The sequence below is a fragment of the Allobrachymonas denitrificans DSM 15123 genome (assembly GCF_900110225.1).
In the GTDB taxonomy this organism is placed as follows: domain Bacteria; phylum Pseudomonadota; class Gammaproteobacteria; order Burkholderiales; family Burkholderiaceae_C; genus Brachymonas; species Brachymonas denitrificans.
Map to the genome: position 1 here is coordinate 1 of NZ_FOCW01000005.1, position 21182 is coordinate 21182.

The window sequence follows — 21182 nt, forward strand, 5'->3', positions numbered from 1 at the left end:
CTTGACTTCGCGCTCCAGTTCCTTGATGCGTCGCGCATCCGAGGTCGTGGTACCCGCACGCAGGCCAGCGTCGATCTCGGCTCTCTTGACCCAATCGTGCAGGGTTTGCGGCACACAGCCAATCTTCGGCGCAATCGATTCGATAGCTGCCCACAACGAAGGGTACTCGGCTCGATGCTCCTGCACCATGCGCACAGCGCGCTCGCGCACTTCCGGGGAAAACTTGTTGGACTTGTTCATGGCTCCATCTTCTCAAGAGTTGGGGCCTCCTCCAAACCCGGGGCGGTTCAGGCTGAATGGGATGCCGTGCATGCGGTGCTGGCAACGGACAGCAAAATGCGCTGTGTCAAGGCTCTGACACGGAACTCGCCGCCCGCCTTGCTGCGTGGTCTGGTCTACGCCCCTACCGGCAGCCGCATGGTGCCAAGCTACACGGTCAAGACCAAGTCGGGTGGCAAGCGCTACCGCTATTACGCCGACCTTAAATACGTGCGCTATGGCACCAGTGCGGAGACCTACGGCTCCATCAACGCCGACCAGCTCGAGGGCATTGTGGTCCAGCAGGTCTTGCAAGCCCTGCAATCACCGGCGTCCATCCAGGCGGTTTGGGACGCCGTCAAGGCTGCTACCAAGGAACTGGATGAATCGCATGTGGTGCTTGCCATGCGCAACCTGGGAGCGGTCTGGGCATCGCTGTTTCCGGAGGAGCAGCGGCGCATTGTCAATTTGATGATCCGCCGGGTGCAGATCACGGAGGACGCCATTGAGATTCAGTGGCACACCCCAGGCTGGCAATCGCTGGTCGGGGAATTCCAGCCCAACACCATCGGGGCCGAGTTGGCCGAACTGGCCGAGAGCGCCTGAAGGAGAATACCGTGCCAAAAGTTAAAAACACCGTGATGCAAACCGGATCGCCGGAGGTCAGGAAGCTTCGGGATGGCTCGGACGTCCAGCTGACCACGGTGATCCCCGTCAAGATCACCCGCCACAAATTCACCCGGGTGATTGTTCAACCCGGCCACGCCGCCCCCAACAACTGGCAGGCGCAGATGGACGCCAAGCTGATGAAGGCGCTGTGCATGGCCCTGTACTGGCAGGAACAGCTTGATTGCGGCGCCGTGGGCAGCATTGCCGAGATCGCCAAGCGTGAGGGCATGGAGAAAATGCGAGCGCACAAGTTCATGAAACTGGCCCGGCTGGCACCCCATTATGTGGAGGCCATTGCCAGGGGCCAGGGGCCGATCGGGTTGTCCTTCGAGTTCTTTGTACGCAAGATTCTGCCGCACGACTGGGGTCAGCAGGAGGTGGTTATTGATGCGCTGGCGGGTTGATGCCGTGTTCGATAGGTGTAGTTACGCAGCAAACCGAAGTCGTGCAAACCCGCATGAATGCTGGGTTCTTGGCCGATGACGACCAACGCATTCACAGAGAACAGAGAGCGTTTCTGGGCTGGAAATCTACTTCTGGCGCGGAAAACCGGGAGGGCCAGCGCACGCACCGTGACGCAACCCCTTGTGTTTATTGGGGAAACGACGGGCGAAAAAAATGGCCTGAGGGGTTCAGGCCATGGGATGTGGTGCCGGTTGTCGGATTCGAACTGACGACCTACCGCTTACAAGGCGGGTGCTCTACCAACTGAGCTAAACCGGCGAAAGGTGCATTATAGGCAAAAAAACCGGACGATTCCGTGCCTGTGGCTTACTTCACTACACGCAGCGTACTGCCCTTGGCAGGCGTCTGTCCAGGCTTCGCTGCGGTGGCCTCGCCTTCGGCTGTCTGACCGGGCTCGCCGCCCTCGGTGGCGGGCTTGCTGACGACGGACAGTCCGGCACGGGGTGCCTCGGCCACTTCCGGTGCTGCAGCCGGAGTATCCTCCACCTCGGCAGCATCGAGCGGCTCACCCGCATCGCCTTCTTCCAGCACCTCGAAGCCCATGCCCTGCCCGCTTTCGCGGGCATAGATGGCCTGCACGCGCTCCACCGGCACGATGATCTCGCGCACCTTGCCGGAGAAGCGGGCCTTGAAGCGGATCTCGTCATTGCCGAGGCTCAGGCCACCCGTCGCATCCATGCCGATGTTCAGTACGATTTCGCCGTCCTGCACGAACTCGCGCGGAACGGCAACCGTATGGTCGACGCGCACCAGCAGATACGGCGTCAGGTGGTTGTCCGTACACCATTCGTGCCAGGCACGAATCATGTAGGGACGGGTGGACGTGAGAGCTTCGGACATGGCGCTTGCCTCCTTAGCGGCGCATCACCTTTTCGGAAGGCGTCAGCGCCTCGATGTAGGCCGGGCGGGAGAAGATGCGCTCGGCATACTTCAGCAGCGGAGAGGCGTTCTTGCTCAGCTCGATGCCGTAGTAATCCAGGCGCCACAGCAGCGGAGCGATGGCCACGTCCAGCATGGAGAAGTTGTCGCCCAGCATGTACTTGTTCTTCAGGAACACCGGAGCCAGCTGCGTCAGGCGGTCACGGATCTGTGCACGGGACTTTTCCAGTGCCTTGTCATTGCCCTTGATGGTGCGGTTCTCGAGCACGGACACATGCGTGAACAGTTCCTTCTCGAAGTTGAGCAGGAACAGGCGCACACGGGCACGGTCCACCGGGTCGCCCGGCATCAGCTGCGGATGCGGGAAGCGCTCGTCGATGTACTCGTTGATGATGTTGGATTCGTACAGGATCAGGTCGCGCTCGACCAGGATCGGCACCTGGCCGTACGGGTTCATCACGCTGATGTCTTCGGGCTTGTTGTACAGGTCGACGTCACGGATTTCAAAGTCCATGCCCTTCTCGAACAGCACGAAACGGCAGCGGTGAGAAAAGGGGCAGGTCGTACCCGAATACAGAACCATCATGTTGCTAACTCCATCGGCTGGCCGCCGCGAGGCGGACGCACAAAAAGTAAAAGAGTGGGCACCTGAAGTATGCCCACTCTGGAAGGTCCGCGAGGCCGCGGACACATATGCTAACGAATGCCCAGGGGCTTACTTGACGTCTTTCCAGTAAGCAGCATTCAGGCGCCAGGCAACGTAAGCGAACACTGCCAGGAAGGCCAGCACGATCGCACCGATTGTCTTGCGGGATTTCTGGGCAGGCTCGCCCATCCACTGCAGGTAGTTCACCAGATCGCCAACAGCCTGATCATACAGGGCCGGCTCCATGGTGCCAGGCGTGACCTGTTCCCACTTGCCCGTGAACACATGGGTTTCACGCTCGCCTTCCTTCTTGACCTGGAAGACGGGCTTGCGCTCGCCCTGCAGTTCCCACATCACGTGCGGCATGGCGACGTTGTTGAACACCACGTTGTTCCAGCCGGTCTGGCTGGCCGGGTCGCGGTAGAAGCTGCGCATGTAGGTGTACAGGTAGTCCGCACCGCTGCCACCGGCGCCGGCACGGGAACGTGCGATCAGCGTCAGGTCGGGCGGCGTGGTACCGAACCAGGCCTTGCCCTGCTTGGCAGTCATGGCCACTTCCATGGTGTCACCGATCTTCTTGTCGGTGAACATCAGGTTGTCCTTGATCTGCTGCTCGGTCAGGCCGATGTCCGTCAGGCGGTTGTAGCGCATGAAGGCGGCAGAGTGGCAGTTCAGGCAGTAGTTGGCAAACAGCTTGACGCCGTTCTGCAGGGAGGGCAGGTTCGACACGTCGACCGGCGCCTTGTCCCACTTGACGTCGCCACCACCGGCCGCCAGGCTGGCCGTTGCGCCCAGCAGGCCGGCCGTGCACAGCAGACCTGCAATGATTTGCTTGAATTTTTTCATTGTTGGATTCTCCTGTGCGTCAGATCAATGGGGCTTGAAGGTGACGCGATCCGGAACCGGCTTGGGCTCACCCAGCTGGCTCCACCACGGCATCAGCAGGAAGAAGCCGAAGTAGAACAGCGTACCGATCTGGGAAATGCGCTCGCCCAAGGGGAACGGAGCCAAGGTACCCAGATAGGCCAGGATCAGGAAGTTGATCACGAACACCACGTACAGCCACGTGTGCCAGGTCGGGCGATAGCGCAGCGACTTGACGGGGCTGTGGTCCAGCCAGGGCAGGAAGAACAGGATGACGACAGCACCACCCATGGCAACCACACCCCAGAACTTGGCGTCGATGAGGAACAGCAGCGCGCAGGTGACCAGCGCAGCACCCAGCACCACCAGCTTGGCGATGGCGGACAGCTTGAGCTTGAACACGGCGAACAGGGCAGCCAGCAGGGTGATGGCCATCAGCACGTACACCATTTCGGCCGTGATGGCACGCAGCATGGAGTAGAACGGCGTGAAGTACCAGACCGGAGCGATGTGCAGCGGAGTCGTCAGCGGGTCAGCCGGGATGAAGTTGTTGAACTCCAGGAAGTAGCCACCCATTTCCGGGGCGAAGAACACCACGGCGGAGAACACGATCAGGAACAGTGCCACGCCGAAGATGTCGTGCACGGTGTAGTAGGGATGGAACGGGATGCCATCGGCCGGAGCGGTAGCGGACCAGCGGTTGCCTTTCGGGCCTTGCTTGATCTCGATGCCGTCGGGGTTGTTGGAACCGACGTCGTGCAGCGCCATCAGGTGGGCCACCACCAGGCCGATCAGCACCAGCGGAACAGCGATCACGTGGAAGCTGAAGAAGCGGTTCAGCGTAGCGTCGCTCACCACGTAGTCACCACGGATCAACAGGGCCAGGTCAGGACCGATGAAGGGAATGGCGGAGAACAGGTTCACGATCACCTGGGCACCCCAGTAGGACATCTGGCCCCAGGGCAGCAGGTAACCCATGAAGGCTTCGGCCATCAGCGCCAGGAAGATGCCGCAACCGAACAGCCACACCAGTTCGCGCGGCTTGCGGTAGGAACCGTACAGCAGACCACGGAACATGTGCAGGTAGACCACCACGAAGAAGGCGGAAGCGCCCGTGGAGTGCGTGTAGCGGATCCACCACCCTGCCGGCACATCACGCATGATGTACTCGACGGAGGCGAAAGCGAAACGGGCATCCGGCTTGTAGTGCATCACCAGGAAGATGCCGGTGACGATCTGGATGACCAGCACCAGCATGGCCAGCGAGCCGAAGATGTACCACCAGTTGAAGTTTTTCGGCGCGAAGTACTCGGCCATGTCGCGCTTGTAGATGTAGAACGCCGAGGGCAACCGGTTCTCGAACCAGTTCATGACCTTGGCGCCTGCCGGCGCGTTGGGGGAGATTTCCTTGAATTCAGCCATGGTTCGTCACCTCAAGCCTTCTTGTCATCGCCGATCAGCAGACGCGTGTCGGACAGGTACATGTACGGAGGGATTTCCAGGTTGTCCGGTGCGGGCTTGTTCTTGAACGCGCGGCCGGCCAGGTCGAAGGTCGAGCCGTGGCACGGGCACAGGAAGCCGCCTTGCCAGTTGTCGGGCAGGGAGGGCTGGGGACCCGGAGTGAACTTGTCGGAGGGAGAGCAGCCCAGGTGGGTGCAGATGCCGATGGCAACGAAGATGTCTTCCTTGCGCGAGCGCCATTCGTTCTTGGCGTATTCGGGCGTGGGAACGTTGTTGCGCTCCGAATTGGGATCGGTCAGCTCGGGCGTGACCTTCTTGAGCGACGCCAGCATTTCGGGCGTGCGCTTCATGATCCACACGGGCTTGCCGCGCCATTCCACGGTAATCTTTTCGCCGGGTTTCAGCGCCGAGATGTCGACTTCAACCGCAGCGCCTGCTGCCTTGGCCAGTTCAGACGGCTGGAAGCTGCTCACGAGGGGTACGGCGACGCCCGCCACGCCCGCTGCACCGACGCAGCCCGATGCAATCAGCCAGGTACGTTTACTGGCGTCCACTGGTGTATCACTCATAGGGATTCCTCACAACGCGTTGTTACGCTTGTTCACAACAGGGTTTAACCTATTCATTGTATCCGAGTGACAGACTGTTATTCAATGTAGCCTGACGTGTCCGCGCCATATTTTTATGGAATACTCGTGCCATTCAAACAAGCACTGACTGGAGTCAATTAAATGGGAATGCTGCAGGAATTCAAGGAGTTTGCGGTCAAGGGCAATGCGGTCGACCTGGCCGTGGGTGTCATCATCGGCGCCGCCTTCGGCAAGATCGTCGACTCCCTGGTCAAGGATGTGATCATGCCGCTCATCTCCTCGGTGGTGGGCAAGATCGACTTCTCCAATATGTATACGGTGCTGGGCACGATTCCGGCCGATGTTCCGAACAACCTGGAAGCCCTGCAGAAGGCCGGCGTGCCGGTGTTCGCCTACGGCAACTTCATCACCATCCTGATCAACTTCCTGATCCTGGCCTTTGTGGTGTTCCTGATGGTCAAGCAGATCAACCGCCTCAAGCGCGAGACGCCTGCCGCCGAGGAGGCACCCGCTGAAGAAGTCGTGCTGCTGCGTGAGATCCGCGACAGCCTGAAAAAGTAAGCGCTATCCGCTCACTGGCGGCATGCAGGTGCCGCTCCAGAACCCCTTGCACGGCTGCCGGCAAGGGGTTTTGTTTTGCCTGCGTCAGATGGTCGTCCTGGTGGCCACCATTCTTGCCCGCTCGCTTCAGGCGCCTTGCGCCAGATCGACCGCCATGCGCACCGCCTCGCGCAGGCTGGTGCTGTCGGCACAGGCCTTGCCAGCCAGATCGAAAGCCGTGCCGTGATCCGGGCTGGTGCGAATCAGCGGCAGGCCCAGGGTTACGTTGACGCCATGCTCGACTCCAAGATATTTGACAGGGATCAAACCCTGATCGTGATACATGGCGATGACAGCGTCGCAAAATGGCAACGGATCATGGGCATGCCGGCGTGCCTGCATGAACACCGTATCCGGCGGGAATGGGCCGCTCACGCTGATGCCCTCGGCCAGCGCCGCATCGCGCGCCGGAATGATGGCGGTCAGCTCCTCGTCGCCAAACAGTCCGCCCTCCCCTGCGTGCGGGTTCAGGCCCGCCAGCGCGATGCGGGGTGCGCGGTGCCTGCCAAGCGCGGTGCGGCGCAGGAAGGCATCGGTAATACGGATGGTCTGAAGAATCTGGTCGACCTGAACGGCTGCAATGGCGTTGCGCAGACTCACGTGGATGCTGTTGAGCACCGTGCGCAGCTCGGGGTTGGCCAGCATCATGCGCACCGGCATGGCTTCCACTGCCACGCCTGCATGCTCTGCTGCCAGCGCCTGCAGCATTTCCGTGTGGCCCGGATGCGAAATGCCTGCGAGGGAAAGCGCTTCCTTGTGAATGGGCGCAGTGACCAGCGCGGCAGCCTTGCCTTGCAGGGCTGCGCGCGCGCCCAGCTCGATGCAGTCCGCCGCCATGCGCCCTGCTTCCTGCTGCACTTCGCCGAAACGCGGCAGCGCTGCCGGGAGCGCACAGCCTTGCAGGACCCTTATGCTGGTGCCGTCTTCCGGCGCCCCCCAATCACTCACTGCAATGGGCACCGGGACCAGCGCCGCAGGATGCGCCGCCTGATGGAGCTGCGCCGCGCGCTGCATCACCTGCAGGTCGCCCACCACGATGCAGGGCTGCATCAGGGCGGGTTCACGCATAAAGGCATCGACGATGATTTCCGGGCCGATGCCGGCCGGATCGCCCATGCTCAGTGCGATGGGCGGAGAAGAGGTTGCCTGGCTCATGCGGGGTTGTCGATGTCGATGAAGGTATGGGTCAGACCATGGCGACGGGACAGCTCCTCACCGAGTGCGGACACGCCATAGCGCTCGGTCGCGTGGTGGCCGCAGGCAAGAAACGCCACGCCGCACTCGCGCGCATAGTGGGCCTGGGGCTCGGACAGCTCGCCGGTCAGGAAGGCATCCACGCCGGCTGCGATGGCGGCCTCGAAATAGCCCTGCGCTCCGCCACTGCACCAGGCAAGGCGGCGCATCGGACGCGCCGGGTCGCCATCGACCAGAGTGACCGGCCGTTGCAGCACGCGCTCCACATGGGCAGCCAGCGCGGCAGCCGACGCGAATTCCTGCCCGGCAGGCTTGCCCAGAAACACCATGTCCTGATCGCCGGTGCGGCCATCGGGGTCGAACCCAAGCCGCTGGCCCAGTTGCGCGTTGTTGCCGAGTTCGGGGTGGGCGTCGAGTGGCAGATGGTAGGCAAACAGGTTGATGTCGTGCTCCAGCAGCAGTGCCAGACGCTGCTTCATCCAGCCGGTGACCCTGCCATCCTGGCCTCGCCAGAACAGGCCATGATGGACCAGGATCGCGTCTGCCCCCGCCTCGATGGCCGCCTCGATCAGCGCGCGGCTGGCCGTGACGCCCGTCACCAGGCGGCTGATATCGGATTTGCCTTCGACCTGCAGGCCATTCGGGCCATAGTCACGGAAAAGCTGCGGCTGCAGCGTGGAGTCGAGAGACTGGAGCAAGTCGTTGCGCAACATGGTGACAAATGTGGTGCTGGAGAGGGAAACTCGCTGGCCATGGGGAGATGCGCCACGATTTCGGCGACAATTCAGGCCATGAAACGATTGTGGTTGCTATTCTCGCAGGTTGTGACGGCCGCTCTTGCGGTTTACTTCGTGATCGCAGCCATGCAGCCGCAATGGCTCAAGCGTTCCAGCCCCGACCTGAAGAGCGTGACCGTGGTGGAAGCACCGCCGAGCGACAAGCCGGTGCCGAGCACCCAGACGGAAACCCTGCGCTCCGCGGCACGACAGGCTGCCCCTGCCGTGGTCAGCATCGTCACCAATCCCGACGAGCGTTCGCAGCAGGAAGCTGCGCGACGCGCCAACGCGCCACGCAGCCCGCAGCAGGACGAAGACATGTTCTCCGGCGTGGGCAGCGGCGTGCTGGTGAGCGCGGAAGGCTACATCCTCACCAACAACCACGTGGTGGAAGATGCGGAAAGCATCGAAGTGCAGCTCAATGATGGGCGCCGCGGCGCGGCAACCATCGTGGGCACCGATCCGGATACCGACCTGGCCGTACTGAAACTTGACCTGGCGAATGTACCCGCCATCACGCTGGGCGATTCGGCCAGCCTGCAGGTGGGTGATCCGGTGCTGGCCATCGGCAACCCGTTCGGCGTTGGCCAGACCGTGACCAGCGGTATCGTGAGTGCGCTGGGCCGCAGTCAGCTCGGCATCAACACTTTCGAGAACTTCATCCAGACCGATGCAGCCATCAACCCCGGCAACTCGGGGGGGGCGCTGGTGGATATCCACGGCAATCTGGTCGGCATCAACACCGCCATCTATTCGCGTACCGGTGGCTACATGGGCATCGGTTTTGCCACCCCCACCAGCACCGCCAAGCATGTGCTGGACAGCATCATCACTGCGGGCGAAGTACGCCGTGGCTGGATCGGCGTGGAGCCGAGCGACATCACGGCAGAGATTGCTGCCACCTTCAAGGCGAAGGAGAACGAAGGCGTGATCATCACCGGCGTGGTGCAAGGCGGGCCGGCGGCCAAGGCCGGCCTCAAGCCGGGAGACATCATCACCGCGGTGAACAGCACGGCCATCCACAATGTGCAGGAACTGCTGGATACCGTGGCGGCCCTGACGCCGGGGCAACCCACCACTTTCGCCATCCTGCAGCATGGCGAAGCCAGCACGCGCGAGCTGACTCCCCTGCAGCGGCCCAAGCCGCGCGCACGCTGAGTCGAAGAATCAGACCTTGCGTTGCGCCAGGCGAATCACGCAGACCAGCGCGCACAGCCACTGACCCACGTAGAAAACGGTACCCACACTGTGCCAGAGCGCCAGGTTCTGGCGCATCTCGATGCGCGGGGCGGCGACCAGTTGCAGCAACAGCGCCAGCAGCAGGCCGGTGATCAGCAGGCCGAAGTACAGCATATTTGGGCGCTGGATAGTGTCGAGCGAAACGCCCTGCTCGCCTGCCTCGTACCGCGTGTCGGAAAAGTCGCGCAGACGGCTGCGGAACAGCATGACCAGCAGCAGTACGCTGATGATGGACACCCAGCCCTGGGCCGCGAACAGGCGCGCCGCCATGGTTCCGGCCATGGACGGGGTGGGCAGGTGCGCAAACAGCATGGGCACCGCCATGAAGCCGATGACCGACAGGCTGCCCAGCCAGAGGGCCGCCAGGACGGAACTGAGGATGTGCTGGCGTGGACTCATGGCGGTCTCCGGAATCAGAGGTAGCGGACGCCGGTGATTTCGTAGCGGCGCACGCCACCCGGGGCCTGCACTTCGGCCGTGTCGCCCTCTTCCTTGCCGATCAGGGCGCGGGCGATGGGGCTGCCCACGTTGATCAGGCCCAGCTTGAGATCGGCCTCGTCCTCACCCACGATCTGGTAGGTGACGGCGTTGCCGGAATCCTCGTCTTCCAGATCGACGGTGGCACCGAACACCACCTTGCCACCGGCATCCAGCGTGCTGGGGTCGATCACCTTGGCAGCCGTCAGCTTGCCTTCGATTTCCTTGATGCGGCCTTCGATGAAGCCCTGACGGTCCTTGGCGGCTTCGTATTCGGCGTTTTCACTCAGGTCGCCGTGCGAGCGGGCTTCGGCGATGGCGGCGATGACGTCGGGGCGGTCCTTGGTCTTCAGTTTGTGCAGTTCGGCCTTGAGTTTCTCGGCGCCCTTGACGGTAATCGGGATGGTCGTTGTCATGTTATTGGGAAAATGTCTCGTCCAGAAAAGCGAAACCGCCGGGTCTTGCGTCCCGGCGGCAGTGGATGGGCAAATTATGCCCTATTTCATTGGAGCGTCAAGCCGTGAGCGCGCTGTGCATTTCCTGCACGGAGATCACACCCAGCTTGTCCGCATAGCGCATGCCCTCGACCACCGCCTCGGCACCCGCGATGGTGGTGTAGGTGGTGACGCGGGCCGCCAGCGAACTGGTGCGGATGGCACGGCTGTCGGCGATGGCGTTGCGGCGCTCCTCGACCGTGTTGATGACCATGACGATCTCGTCGTTCTTGATCATGTCCACGATGTGCGGACGGCCTTCGGTCACCTTGTTGACGGTGTCGCAGGCGATGCCGGCATCATTGATGGCCTTGGCCGTGCCACGCGTGGCAACCAGTGTGAAACCCATCTCGACCAGCTGGCCGGCGATCTTGATCGCGGTCGGCTTGTCGCTGTTCTTGACGGTCAGGAACACCTTACCGCTGGTGGGCAGCTTTTCGCCGGCGCCCATCTGCGCTTTCAGGAAGGCTTCGCCGAAGGTCTTGCCCACGCCCATCACTTCACCGGTGGACTTCATCTCGGGGCCGAGAATGGTGTCCACACCGGGGAACTTGACGAAGGGGAACACGGCTTCCTTGACGCTGAAGTACGGCGGCGTGACTTCTTCGCCAACGCCCTGCTGGTCCAGCGTCTGGCCGGCCATGCAGCGTGCGGCCACCTTGGCCAGCTGCACACCCGTAGCCTTGCTGACGAAGGGCACGGTGCGGCTGGCACGCGGGTTCACTTCCAGCACGTAGATGATGTCCTTCTTGCTACCGTCTTCCTGGATTTTCTCCTGGATGGCGAACTGCACGTTCATCAGGCCGACCACGTTCAGGGCCTCGGCCATGGCGCGGGTCTGGCGCTTGATTTCCTCGACCGTGTCCTTGCCCAGGTAGTACGGGGGCAGCGAGCAGGCGGAGTCGCCGCTGTGCACGCCGGCCTGTTCGATGTGCTCCATCACGCCGCCGATGAAGGTACGGCCGGCGCTGTCACGCACGCAGTCCACGTCGCATTCGATGGCATCGGACAGGAAGCGGTCCAGCAGCACCGGGGAGTCATTGCTCACCTTGACGGCCTCGCGCATGTAGCGCTCCAGGTCGCGCTGCTCGTGCACGATTTCCATGGCACGGCCGCCCAGCACGTAGCTGGGACGCACCACCAGCGGGTAACCCAGCTCGGCTGCCTTTTCCAGCGCTTCGGCTTCGGTACGGGCGGTGGCGTTCGGCGGCTGCAGCAGGTTCAGTTCGTGCAGCAGCTTCTGGAAACGCTCGCGGTCTTCGGCAGCGTCGATCATGTCGGGCGAAGTGCCGATGATCGGCACGCCAGCGGCTTCCAGGCCCAGCGCCAGTTTCAGCGGGGTCTGACCACCGTACTGCACGATCACGCCGGTCGGCTTTTCCTTCTCGACGATTTCCAGCACGTCTTCCAGCGTCAGCGGCTCGAAGTACAGACGGTCGGAGGTGTCGTAGTCGGTGGACACGGTTTCGGGGTTGCAGTTGACCATGATGGTTTCATAGCCGTCCTCGCGCATGGCGAGCGCGGCATGCACGCAGCAGTAGTCGAATTCGATACCCTGACCGATGCGGTTCGGGCCACCGCCCAGCACCATGATCTTCTTCTTGTCGCTCGGCTCGGCCTCGCACTCCTCCTCGTAGGTGGAATACATGTAGGCAGTGTCGGTGGCGAATTCGGCGGCGCAGGTGTCCACGCGCTTGTAGACCGGGCGCACATTCAGCGCATGGCGTGCCTCGCGCACGGCCTTCTCGCTGGTGTGCAGCAGCTTGGCCAGGCGGCGGTCGGAGAAGCCCTTCTTCTTGAGCATGCGCAGGGTGTCGGCATCGATGGCGCCGAGCGCGTTGATGCCTTTTTCCTCGAACAGCTTGTCGATGGCCAACTCGATCTTGACGATTTCTTCGATCTGCACCAGGAACCAGACGTCGATCTTGGTGAGCTGGTGCACTTCTTCCACGCTCCAGCCGGCGGCGAAGGCATCGCCCACATACCAGATGCGCTCGGGACCGGGCTCACCCAGCTCGCGCTCCAGAATCTCGCGGTCCTGGGTTTTCTCGTTCATGCCGTCCACGCCCACTTCCAGGCCACGCAGGGCTTTCTGGAAGGATTCCTGGAAGGTACGGCCCATGGCCATCACCTCGCCCACCGACTTCATCTGCGTGGTCAGGTGGTCATCGGCGGCCGGGAATTTCTCAAAGGCGAAACGCGGGATCTTGGTGACCACGTAGTCGATCGAGGGTTCGAAGGAGGCCGGCGTGGCGCCGCCGGTGATCTCGTTCCGCAGCTCGTCGAGCGTGTAGCCCACGGCCAGCTTGGCAGCGATCTTGGCGATCGGGAAGCCGGTAGCCTTGGATGCCAGTGCAGACGAACGCGACACGCGCGGGTTCATCTCGATCACGATCATGCGGCCATCCTTGGGGTTGACCGCGAACTGCACGTTGGAACCGCCCGTGTCCACACCGATCTCGCGCAGCACAGCCAGCGAGGCGTTGCGCATGATCTGGTATTCCTTGTCGGTCATGGTCTGCGCCGGGGCGACGGTGATGGAGTCGCCGGTGTGCACGCCCATGGGGTCGAGGTTCTCGATCGAGCAGACGATGATGCAGTTGTCCTTCTTGTCGCGGACCACTTCCATCTCGTACTCTTTCCAGCCGAGCAGGGACTCTTCGATCAGCAGCTCGTTGGTGGGCGAGGCTTCCAGGCCGCGCTTGCAGATGGTCTCGAATTCTTCGGCGTTGTAGGCAATGCCGCCGCCGGTGCCGCCGAGCGTGAAGCTGGGGCGGATGATGGTCGGGAAGCCGACGTGCTTCTGCACGTCCCAGGCTTCGGCCATGCTGTGCGCCACACCGGAACGGGCGGAGCCCAGGCCGATGCGCGTCATGGCGTCCTTGAATTTCTGGCGGTCTTCGGCCTTGTCGATGGCTTCGGGCGTGGCGCCGATCAGCTCGACCTTGTACTTGTTGAGCACGCCGTTGCGCCACAGGTCCAGCGCGCAGTTGAGCGCGGTCTGGCCACCCATGGTGGGCAGGATGGCGTCGGGACGCTCCTTGGCGATGATCTTCTCGACCGTCTTCCAGTTGATCGGCTCGATGTAGGTGACGTCGGCGGTGGCCGGGTCAGTCATGATCGTGGCGGGGTTGCTGTTGATCAGGATGACCTTGTAGCCTTCTTCACGCAGCGCCTTGCAGGCCTGCACGCCGGAGTAGTCGAACTCGCAGGCCTGGCCGATGATGATGGGGCCGGCGCCGATGATGAGGATGCTCTTGATGTCTGAACGTTTTGGCATGGTATTTCTTGGTTTGGTCGTTCGCGGATGGGGGCGGCCTTGTGGGCGCGCCGCCCGCTCCAGATCAATCAGGCGGACTTGCCCTCGCGCATCAGGGAGGTGAAGCGGTCGAACAGGCTGGCAATGTCGTGCGGGCCGGAGGAGGCTTCGGGGTGTCCCTGGAAGCTGAAGGCCGGCTTGTCGGTGCGCTCGAGGCCCTGCACGGTGCCGTCGAACAGGCTCACGTGGGTGATGCGCAGGTGCGCAGGCAGCGTGGATTCATCGACCGCAAAACCGTGGTTCTGGCTGGTGATGCTGACGCGGCCGCTTTCCAGGCACTTGACCGGGTGGTTGGCGCCGTGGTGACCAAACTTCATCTTGAAGGTCTGGGCACCGCTGGCCAGTGCCAGCAGCTGGTGGCCCAGGCAGATGCCGAAGATCGGCACGCCGGCGTCCATGATCTGCTGAATGGCGGTGATGGCGTAATCGCAGGGTTGCGGGTCGCCAGGGCCGTTGCTCAGGAACACGCCGTCGGGCTGCAGCGCCAGCACGTCGGCAGCGGGCGTCTGCGCCGGCACCACGGTGACCTTGCAGCCACGCTCGCACAGCATGCGCAGGATGTTGTGCTTGACGCCGAAGTCGTAGGCGACGACGTGGAAGTCGGGATCGGTCAGCTCGCCGAAGCCCTCACCCAGTTCCCATTCGGTCTGCGTCCAGGCGTAAGGGCTGCTGCAGCTGACCACCTTGGCCAGATCCTGGCCGGCCATGCTGGGCGCACCCTTGGCAGCGGCGATGGCCTGGTCGATTTCAGCCTGGGTGGGAGCGCCGGTGTGATCGAGTGCCATGATGCAGCCGCTTTGCGCGCCGTGCGTGCGCAGGTGGCGCGTGAGGCGGCGGGTGTCCAGATCGGCAATGGCAACCACGCCGTTGGCCTTGAGGTAGTCCTGCAGGCTGGCGGTGCTGCGGAAGTTGGACGCGATCAGCGGCAGGTTCTGGATCACCAGGCCGGCAGCGAACACCTTGTGCGATTCGACGTCTTCGGGGTTGGTGCCGGTATTGCCAATATGCGGATAGGTGAGCGTGATGATCTGCTGGCAGTAGCTGGCGTCGCTCAGGATTTCCTGGTAGCCGGTGAGGGAGGTGTTGAAAACGACTTCGCCAGTCGTGCTGCCCGGCGCGCCGATGGAGTGGCCGGTGAAGGTGGTGCCATCGGCGAGGGCCAGGATGGCGGCAGGAAAGGGTGCCTGTTGGGACAAGAGCACGTGGTTCTCCGTAAAGCGGTGCGGGATCAGAAGGAAGGCGGTACGCCAGCCTGACCCAAGAACCACCATGCCCTCGTGGGGGTGCACGGTCTCAGCACCGTTGCTGCATGTGAACTTGAATCGCGGCAAGCGCCGGGTGTGCTGTGAAGCATCTCATTATAAACGGTGAGGGTTACCCCTTGTTTAAGCTGTGCAGCAAAAAGCCACACTGCCCGCACGATTGCTGGCAGTGTGGCTGCACAAATGAAGCTATCCGGAGGCTCAGACGCCGATGCGGCGCGCCTCTTCCATCACCACGGCATGCGATTTCAGCATGCTGGCAGACGGCGTGCCCATGCGGCTCACCAGCACGATGGCGATGGTGGAGAAGATGAAACCGGGGATGATTTCATATAGGCCCAGCCAGCCGAACTGCTTCCACACCAGCACCGTGGCAGCACCGACGATGATGCCGGCCAGCGCGCCGTTGCGCGTCATGCGGCTCCAGAACAGCGACAGGATGATGATGGGACCGAAGGCGGCACCGAAGCCGGCCCAGGCGTAGCTCACCATGCCCAGCACGCGGGAGTTGGGATCTTGCGCGATGAAGATGGCCACCAGGGCGATCAGCAGCACCATGGCGCGACCGATCCAGACCAGTTCTTTCTGCGATGCGTTCTTGCGCAGGAAGGTGCGATAGATGTCTTCCGTCAGCGCGCTGGAGCACACCAGCAGCTGGCAGGACAGCGTGCTCATCACGGCAGCCAGGATGGCGGCCAGCAGGCCGCCGGCGATCCAGGGGTTGAACAGCTGCTTGGACAGTTCCATGAACACCGTTTCGGCGTTGGCGTTGACGGCGGCGGCGCCTTCCGGATGGGCCATGAAGTACGGGATGCCGACAAAGCCGACGGCGACCGCGCCCATCAGGCACAGAATCATCCACGTCATGCTGATTCGGCGGGCATTGGGAATGGTTTCCACCGAGGAGGCTGCCATGAAGCGCACCAGGATGTGCGGCTGGCCGAAGTAGCCCAGGCCCCAGGCCAGCAGCGAGATGATGCCGGTGAAGGTGGCGCCCTTCATGATGTCGAACTTTTCGACCGGCACCACGGCGGCCCAGTCCTGGCCGGGCTGCAGCTGGCCCTGCACGGCCAGATAGGCCATGACGGGCGCCAGGATCAGCGCGGTGATCATCATGGAGGCCTGGATGGTGTCCGTCCAGCTCACGGCCAGGAAGCCGCCGATGAACACGTAGGCGATGGTGCAGAGGGCACCCACCCACAGCGCGGTTTCATAGGGCATGCCGAACATGTTCTCGAACAGGCGCGCGCCAGCCACCACGCCGGAAGCGCAGTAGATGGTGAAGAAGATCAGGATCACCAGCGTGGTGAAGATGCGCAGGATGTTGGACTTGTCCTCGAAACGGCTGGAGAAATAGTCGGGCAGCGTCAGGGCGTTGCCGGCGCGCTCGGTGTACAGGCGCAGGCGGGCAGCGACGAAGCGCCAGTTCAGGTAGGCGCCGATAACCAGGCCGACGGCAATCCACGATTCGGACAGGCCGGTCAGGTAGATGGCGCCGGGCAGGCCCATCAGCAGCCAGCCGCTCATGTCGGAGGCGCCGGCAGACAGCGCAGTGACGAAACTGCCGAGGCTGCGACCACCCAGAATGTAGTCGGACAGGTTCTTGGTGCTGGCATAGCCAAGCCAGCCAATGCCGAGCATGGCCACCAGGTAGATGGCGAACATGATCGTGGTGGGATCGCTCCAGTTCAGGGTCATGGGAGTCTCCAGGAAAGGGGTAGGTTGTAGTGAGGGGTGATGCACAGCGGCACGGTGGGCCCGCTTGTGGCGGACGCGCCGCTGTGCACCGGAAAATGCCGACTCAGGCCATCGTCATGAGCTGGGCGTTGCCGCCGGCGGCGGCGGTATTCGTGCTGATGCTCTGTTCGTGCATCAGCGCCGAAAGCGTGTAGCCGTGGCCCGCGGCGAGTTCGTCGCTGCGGCGGCTGTCCATGCGGACCAGATTGCCGTCGCGGGAGGCGACGCGCGTGCCGACTTCGAGCAAGGCATCGCCATCGCCCTCGAACAGCAGGACCTGCATGGGGGTGGCATTATCCGTCAAGGCGTCGACGTTGCCCGCACTCACCCATCCGGACAGTTCGGGCACCTGCAGCAGCACAGTGAGGCTGGAGGTGACGGCATCCGACGGCGAGCCCACGACATGGCAGGGATTGCCGGTCGCAAAGGCAGCGGCAAGCTGGTGCACCAGGCCCAGTGCCGTTTGCGGCATGGCCCATACGCCACCGCGTGGCAGCAGGCGATAGCGGTTGGTCTCGCCGGTGGGGCCAGGCATCAGTTCGCTGTAGCCGAGGCGTGATCCGGCTGCCGCGCAGGCGCAGGCCTGCTGTGCGGCATCGCGCTCGTGCGCTGGCAAGCCACTGAGGCCCTCTTCCGTCACGATGCGCTTCAAGGCATCCAGTGCAGCTTGTGCGGCGGGGAGGGCTGGCTCATCGGCCAGCTGCGTGCTGGCCCCCGGCAGCGCATCCAGATCCGCATGCGCTTCGCTCGCCTGCACCAGACGGTACAGGTACAGCGGGCCGCCCGCCTTGGGGCCGGTGCCGGACAGGCCCATGCCGCCAAAGGGCTGCACCCCTACCACGGCACCGATCTGGTTGCGGTTGACGTACAGGTTGCCGGCATGCACGCGCTGCGTCATGCGGTCGATGGTTTCGTCGATGCGGCTGTGCACGCAGAAGGTCAGGCCGTAGCCGGTGGCATTGATGCCGTCCACCAGCTGATCCAGCTCGTCGCGCTTGAAGCGCAGCACGTGCAGCACGGGGCCGAACACTTCGCGCGTCAGGCGTTCCACGCTGTCGAGCTCGATGATGGCAGGGCGCACGAAATGGCCCTGCTCCAGTCCTTCGCCGCGCGTCACGCGCGTCACGGGCTGGCCGGCGGCTTCCATGCGTTCGATATGGGCTTCGATCTGCTGGCGTGCTTCGGCGTCGATCACCGGGCCGACGTCGGTGTGCAGACGGTCGGGATTGCCCAGCGTCCATTCCTGCAGGGCCTGCTTGAGCATGCCCACGGTGCGGTCAGCCACGTCGTCCTGCACGCACAGCAGGCGCAGTGCGGAGCAGCGCTGGCCGGCAGAATCGAAGGCAGAGGCCAGCACATCGGCCACCACCTGCTCGGCCAGAGCCGAAGAATCCACCACCATGGCGTTCTGGCCACCGGTTTCGGCAATCAGCGGAATCGGCTGACCGTTGGGCGACAGGCGCAGCGCCAGCTGGCGCGCGATGGCGCGGGCCACTTCGGTGGAGCCGGTGAACATCACGCCGCCCACGGCCGGGTGCGCCACCAGCGCTGCACCCACGGTTTCACCGGTGCCGGGCAGCAGCTGCAGGGCATCCTCGGCCACGCCGGCTTCATGCAGGATGTCAACCATGGCGGCAGCGGTCAGCGGCGTCTGCTCGGCCGGCTTGGCAATCACGGCATTGCCGGCAGCGAGCGCTGCAGCGACCTGGCCGCAGAAAATGGCCAGCGGAAAGTTCCAGGGACTGATGGCCAGCACCACGCCCAGCGGACGATGCGTGCCGCTGTCGAACTGCGCTGCCGCCTGGGCGCCGTAATAGCGCAGAAAGTCCACAGCCTCGCGCACTTCGGCAACGGCGTTGTTCAGTGTCTTGCCGGCTTCGCGCATGATCAGGCCCAGCAGGCCTTGGCTGCGCTGCTCCAGCAGATCGGCAGCGCGCTGCAGGGCATCGGCGCGCTGCTGCGGAGGCGTACCCGCCCAGATCGGCGCGGCCAGGCTGGCACGCGTGGCGGCAGCGGCCACCTGTTCGGCAGTGGCTTCCTGCACCCAGCCCACGGTATCGCGCTGGTCGGCCGGGTTGCGCACGGCCTGCCAGCCTTCGGCCTGAGACAGCTCTTCGGGCACGTCCGCATCAGCCGGTGCCGCACAATGCGCTTCGCGGGTGCTGTGCAACAGCGCCGCGGCCAGCGAGGCCAGTTGCTGCTCGTGGGCCACATTGAAACCACGCGAGTTGGCCCGCGCCTGCTCGCCCTGCCCGGCGAACAGGTCCACCGGCAGGGGAATGCGCGGGTGGGGAGCACCAATCACACCCTCTTCCTCGGCCAGCGCCTGCACTTCCTGTACCGGATCGGCCACCAGCTCCGAGACCGGCACACTGGCATCGCCAATGCGGTTGACGAAGGAGGTGTTGGCGCCGTTTTCCAGCAGGCGGCGCACCAGATAGGCAAGCAGCGTCTCGTGGCTGCCCACCGGCGCGTAGACACGGCACGGTCGTCCCAGCTTGCCGTCTCCCACCAGACCGGTCGCCTGCTCATACAGAGGCTCGCCCATGCCGTGCAGGCACTGGAATTCATACTGGCCGCTGTAGTAGTTGGCACCTGCCATGTGGTAGATCGCCGCCAGCGACTGGGCATTGTGCGTGGCGAACTGGGGATAGATCGCATCCGGAACTGCCAGCAGCTTGCGCGCGCAGGCCAGATAGCTCACATCGGTATAGACCTTGCGCGTATAGACCGGATAGCCGTCCATGCCATCCACCTGGGCGCGCTTGATCTCGCTGTCCCAGTAGGCGCCCTTTACCAGACGGATCATCAGGCGGCGGCGTGTGCGGCGCGCCAGATCGATCAGGTAGTCGATCACATGCGGGCAGCGCTTCTGGTAGGCCTGCACCACAAAGCCGATGCCGTTCCAGCCACGCAGCGAGGGAGCAGCACACAGCGCTTCCAGCAGATCCAGCGACAGCTCCAGACGGTCGGCTTCTTCGGCATCGATGTTCATGCCGATGTCGTAGCGCTTGCACAGCTCGGCCAGCATCAGCACACGTGGCAGCAGCTCGCCCATCACGCGGTCGTACTGTGCGCGGGTGTAGCGCGGATGCAGGGCCGAGAGTTTGATGGAAATGCCCGGCCCTTCAAAAATGCCGCGCCCGGCAGATGCCGCGCCAATTGCATGGATGGCCTGCTCGTAGTCGCGCAGGTAGCGCTTGGCGTCCGCCTCGGTCGCGGCCGCTTCGCCCAGCATGTCATAGCTGTAGCGGAAGCCCTTCTTCTCGAACGAACGGCTGTTGGCCAGCGCTTCGGCAATATTCTGTCCGGTGACGAACTGCTCGCCCATCAGCTTCATGGCACGGTGCACGCCCTGGCGGATCAGCGGCTCGCTGCCCTTGCCGATCACGCGCGTCAGCGCAGAAGACAGACTCTTCTCGCTGGTGGTGCTGGTCAGCTTGCCGGTAATCACCAGGCCCCAGGCCGCGGCGTTGACGAACATGGAAGGCGAACGGCCCACATGGGCGCGCCAGTCGCCGTGGCTAATCTTGTCGCGGATCAGAGCATCGCGCGTGGCACGGTCCGGGATGCGCAGCAGCGCTTCGGCCAGGCACATCAGGGCCACACCCTCCTGGCTGGACAGCGAAAACTCCTGCACCAGCGCCGCAACACCGCTCGTCACCGGCGCATCACGCAGGCCCTGCACCAGCTGGCTGGCCAGGCGCTGCACGGATTGCGCCTGCTGGGCGTCATCGGCACGCGCCATCGGCAGCAGCACCGGCAGGCATTCCGGCTCGGGACGGTGCCAGGCGGCCGTGATCGCTGCACGCAACGGCGTCTGCGGCAGGATGCCCTGGGCAAACTCGAGGAAAGGTTGCACCTCTTCTGCCATCTGAGCAGATTCGGGTTGCACCTCCTCTTCCTGCGCCACTGCGCCGGGCTGCGTCAGATGGATCACGGACTGGCCACGCTCCAGTGCCTCGACATACTGCACAATGGCCTGCTTCACCAGCCAGTGCGGAGTGCGTTCCATGCCCTGTGCCGCATTGCGGATGCGATCACGCAGCGCATCGTCCACCTTGATTCCCATGGTGCTCGCCATGTCTCGTCCTTTCATTCACTCACGTAAAAAAGGTTGCACCTTTTGCAGATTCAAGGTGCAACCTTTGAATGGGGTGCGATGATACGAGTGGGTTTACAGACTTTGACTCGGGGTATTCCCTAGGCGAAACACCTGTACGACGGTTTCCCGAATGAAAAAGAGACGCAA

18 protein-coding genes and 1 tRNA gene are annotated in these 21182 nt (G+C 63.3%); 4 read left to right on the plus strand and 15 right to left on the minus strand.

Annotated elements, in window-relative coordinates; genetic code table 11:
* On the minus strand, positions 1 to 240 hold a 240-nt coding region (locus BMW28_RS09185), incomplete at its 3' end, for a transposase (protein WP_143280573.1).
* Positions 241 to 336: 96 nt separating this feature from the next.
* Here BMW28_RS09185 and BMW28_RS09190 point away from each other — a divergent pair.
* Both BMW28_RS09190 and BMW28_RS09195 read left to right on the plus strand, forming a co-directional pair.
* Positions 337 to 864 carry a zinc ribbon domain-containing protein gene (locus tag BMW28_RS09190; RefSeq protein WP_143280574.1) on the plus strand — a complete coding sequence of 176 codons (528 nt, stop codon included), beginning with the start codon at positions 337 to 339 and terminating at the stop codon, positions 862 to 864.
* An 11-nt stretch (positions 865 to 875) separates the two neighbouring features.
* Positions 876 to 1331 (plus strand): hypothetical protein, encoded by a 456-nt coding sequence (locus tag BMW28_RS09195; RefSeq protein WP_143280575.1) that lies wholly within the window; start codon positions 876 to 878, stop codon positions 1329 to 1331.
* A gap of 243 nt (positions 1332 to 1574) precedes the next feature.
* Here BMW28_RS09195 and BMW28_RS09200 read toward each other — a convergent pair.
* The 6 genes from BMW28_RS09200 to petA form a co-directional block, all read right to left on the minus strand.
* Positions 1575 to 1650, minus strand: a tRNA-Thr gene (locus BMW28_RS09200).
* Between the two features lie 48 nt (positions 1651 to 1698).
* Positions 1699 to 2232 (minus strand): ClpXP protease specificity-enhancing factor, encoded by a 534-nt coding sequence (locus tag BMW28_RS09205; RefSeq protein WP_091816990.1) that lies wholly within the window; start codon positions 2230 to 2232, stop codon positions 1699 to 1701.
* Between the two features lie 13 nt (positions 2233 to 2245).
* Complete coding sequence (locus BMW28_RS09210) at positions 2246 to 2857, minus strand: glutathione S-transferase N-terminal domain-containing protein (protein ID WP_091816992.1); 612 nt, start codon at positions 2855 to 2857, stop codon at positions 2246 to 2248.
* A 129-nt stretch (positions 2858 to 2986) separates the two neighbouring features.
* On the minus strand, positions 2987 to 3763 hold the full coding sequence (locus BMW28_RS09215; RefSeq protein ID WP_091816995.1) for a cytochrome c1: 777 nt from the start codon (positions 3761 to 3763) through the stop codon (positions 2987 to 2989).
* A gap of 24 nt (positions 3764 to 3787) precedes the next feature.
* Positions 3788 to 5203, minus strand: coding sequence for a cytochrome b (locus BMW28_RS09220; protein WP_091816998.1), 1416 nt, complete (start codon positions 5201 to 5203; stop codon positions 3788 to 3790).
* Positions 5204 to 5214: 11 nt separating this feature from the next.
* Complete coding sequence (gene petA / locus BMW28_RS09225) at positions 5215 to 5811, minus strand: ubiquinol-cytochrome c reductase iron-sulfur subunit (RefSeq protein ID WP_091817001.1); 597 nt, start codon at positions 5809 to 5811, stop codon at positions 5215 to 5217.
* A 162-nt stretch (positions 5812 to 5973) separates the two neighbouring features.
* Between petA and mscL the strand changes: the two genes are divergently transcribed.
* The gene (gene mscL, locus BMW28_RS09230; protein WP_091817004.1) at positions 5974 to 6393 is read left to right on the plus strand and encodes a large conductance mechanosensitive channel protein MscL; all 420 of its coding nucleotides are present in this window, start codon (positions 5974 to 5976) and stop codon (positions 6391 to 6393) included.
* Positions 6394 to 6519: 126 nt separating this feature from the next.
* On the opposite strand, the gene pdxA is transcribed toward mscL, so the two are convergent.
* Entirely contained in the window at positions 6520 to 7587 is a 1068-nt protein-coding gene (gene pdxA, locus BMW28_RS09235) for a 4-hydroxythreonine-4-phosphate dehydrogenase PdxA (RefSeq protein WP_091817006.1), read from the minus strand.
* Entirely contained in the window at positions 7584 to 8339 is a 756-nt protein-coding gene (locus BMW28_RS09240; RefSeq protein ID WP_091817009.1) for a Nif3-like dinuclear metal center hexameric protein, read from the minus strand. The genes pdxA and BMW28_RS09240 overlap by 4 nt, the downstream gene beginning before the upstream one ends.
* 78 nt (positions 8340 to 8417) lie before the next feature.
* Between BMW28_RS09240 and BMW28_RS09245 the strand changes: the two genes are divergently transcribed.
* Positions 8418 to 9560, plus strand: a complete 1143-nt coding sequence (locus tag BMW28_RS09245) for a S1C family serine protease (RefSeq protein WP_091817012.1) — start codon at positions 8418 to 8420, stop codon at positions 9558 to 9560.
* 9 nt (positions 9561 to 9569) lie between these two features.
* Here the strand turns inward: BMW28_RS09245 and BMW28_RS09250 are convergent, their stop codons facing one another.
* From BMW28_RS09250 to putA, 6 genes are all read right to left on the minus strand, one after another.
* Positions 9570 to 10040: a DUF4149 domain-containing protein gene (locus BMW28_RS09250; protein ID WP_091817015.1), complete on the minus strand. Its 471-nt coding sequence runs from the start codon at positions 10038 to 10040 to the stop codon at positions 9570 to 9572.
* 14 nt (positions 10041 to 10054) lie between these two features.
* Complete coding sequence (gene greA / locus BMW28_RS09255; protein ID WP_091817018.1) at positions 10055 to 10534, minus strand: transcription elongation factor GreA; 480 nt, start codon at positions 10532 to 10534, stop codon at positions 10055 to 10057.
* A 97-nt stretch (positions 10535 to 10631) separates the two neighbouring features.
* Positions 10632 to 13892, minus strand: a complete 3261-nt coding sequence (carB, locus tag BMW28_RS09260; RefSeq protein ID WP_091817020.1) for a carbamoyl-phosphate synthase large subunit — start codon at positions 13890 to 13892, stop codon at positions 10632 to 10634.
* A gap of 68 nt (positions 13893 to 13960) precedes the next feature.
* A complete protein-coding gene (gene carA, locus BMW28_RS09265; RefSeq protein WP_091817225.1) occupies positions 13961 to 15133 on the minus strand; it encodes a glutamine-hydrolyzing carbamoyl-phosphate synthase small subunit in 1173 nt (390 codons plus the stop codon).
* Positions 15134 to 15394: 261 nt separating this feature from the next.
* A complete protein-coding gene (gene putP, locus BMW28_RS09270; protein ID WP_091817022.1) occupies positions 15395 to 16891 on the minus strand; it encodes a sodium/proline symporter PutP in 1497 nt (498 codons plus the stop codon).
* Positions 16892 to 16994: 103 nt separating this feature from the next.
* Entirely contained in the window at positions 16995 to 21014 is a 4020-nt protein-coding gene (gene putA / locus BMW28_RS09275; RefSeq protein WP_091817024.1) for a trifunctional transcriptional regulator/proline dehydrogenase/L-glutamate gamma-semialdehyde dehydrogenase, read from the minus strand.
* Positions 21015 to 21182 lie beyond the last annotated feature (168 nt).

Excerpts from the sequence above, each read along its gene's own strand:
- BMW28_RS09190 (WP_143280574.1), top strand. The coding sequence starts at position 337 with ATGCGCTGTGTCAAGGCTCTGACACGGAACTCGCCGCCCGCCTTGCTG.
- BMW28_RS09205 (WP_091816990.1), bottom strand. The coding sequence starts at position 2,232 with ATGTCCGAAGCTCTCACGTCCACCCGTCCCTACATGATTCGTGCCTGG.
- BMW28_RS09210 (WP_091816992.1), bottom strand. The coding sequence starts at position 2,857 with ATGATGGTTCTGTATTCGGGTACGACCTGCCCCTTTTCTCACCGCTGC.
- BMW28_RS09215 (WP_091816995.1), bottom strand. The coding sequence starts at position 3,763 with ATGAAAAAATTCAAGCAAATCATTGCAGGTCTGCTGTGCACGGCCGGC.
- BMW28_RS09220 (WP_091816998.1), bottom strand. The coding sequence starts at position 5,203 with ATGGCTGAATTCAAGGAAATCTCCCCCAACGCGCCGGCAGGCGCCAAG.
- petA (WP_091817001.1), bottom strand. The coding sequence starts at position 5,811 with ATGAGTGATACACCAGTGGACGCCAGTAAACGTACCTGGCTGATTGCA.
- mscL (WP_091817004.1), top strand. The coding sequence starts at position 5,974 with ATGGGAATGCTGCAGGAATTCAAGGAGTTTGCGGTCAAGGGCAATGCG.
- pdxA (WP_091817006.1), bottom strand. The coding sequence starts at position 7,587 with ATGAGCCAGGCAACCTCTTCTCCGCCCATCGCACTGAGCATGGGCGAT.
- BMW28_RS09240 (WP_091817009.1), bottom strand. The coding sequence starts at position 8,339 with ATGTTGCGCAACGACTTGCTCCAGTCTCTCGACTCCACGCTGCAGCCG.
- BMW28_RS09245 (WP_091817012.1), top strand. The coding sequence starts at position 8,418 with ATGAAACGATTGTGGTTGCTATTCTCGCAGGTTGTGACGGCCGCTCTT.
- BMW28_RS09250 (WP_091817015.1), bottom strand. The coding sequence starts at position 10,040 with ATGAGTCCACGCCAGCACATCCTCAGTTCCGTCCTGGCGGCCCTCTGG.
- greA (WP_091817018.1), bottom strand. The coding sequence starts at position 10,534 with ATGACAACGACCATCCCGATTACCGTCAAGGGCGCCGAGAAACTCAAG.
- carB (WP_091817020.1), bottom strand. The coding sequence starts at position 13,892 with ATGCCAAAACGTTCAGACATCAAGAGCATCCTCATCATCGGCGCCGGC.
- putP (WP_091817022.1), bottom strand. The coding sequence starts at position 16,891 with ATGACCCTGAACTGGAGCGATCCCACCACGATCATGTTCGCCATCTAC.
- putA (WP_091817024.1), bottom strand. The coding sequence starts at position 21,014 with ATGGCGAGCACCATGGGAATCAAGGTGGACGATGCGCTGCGTGATCGC.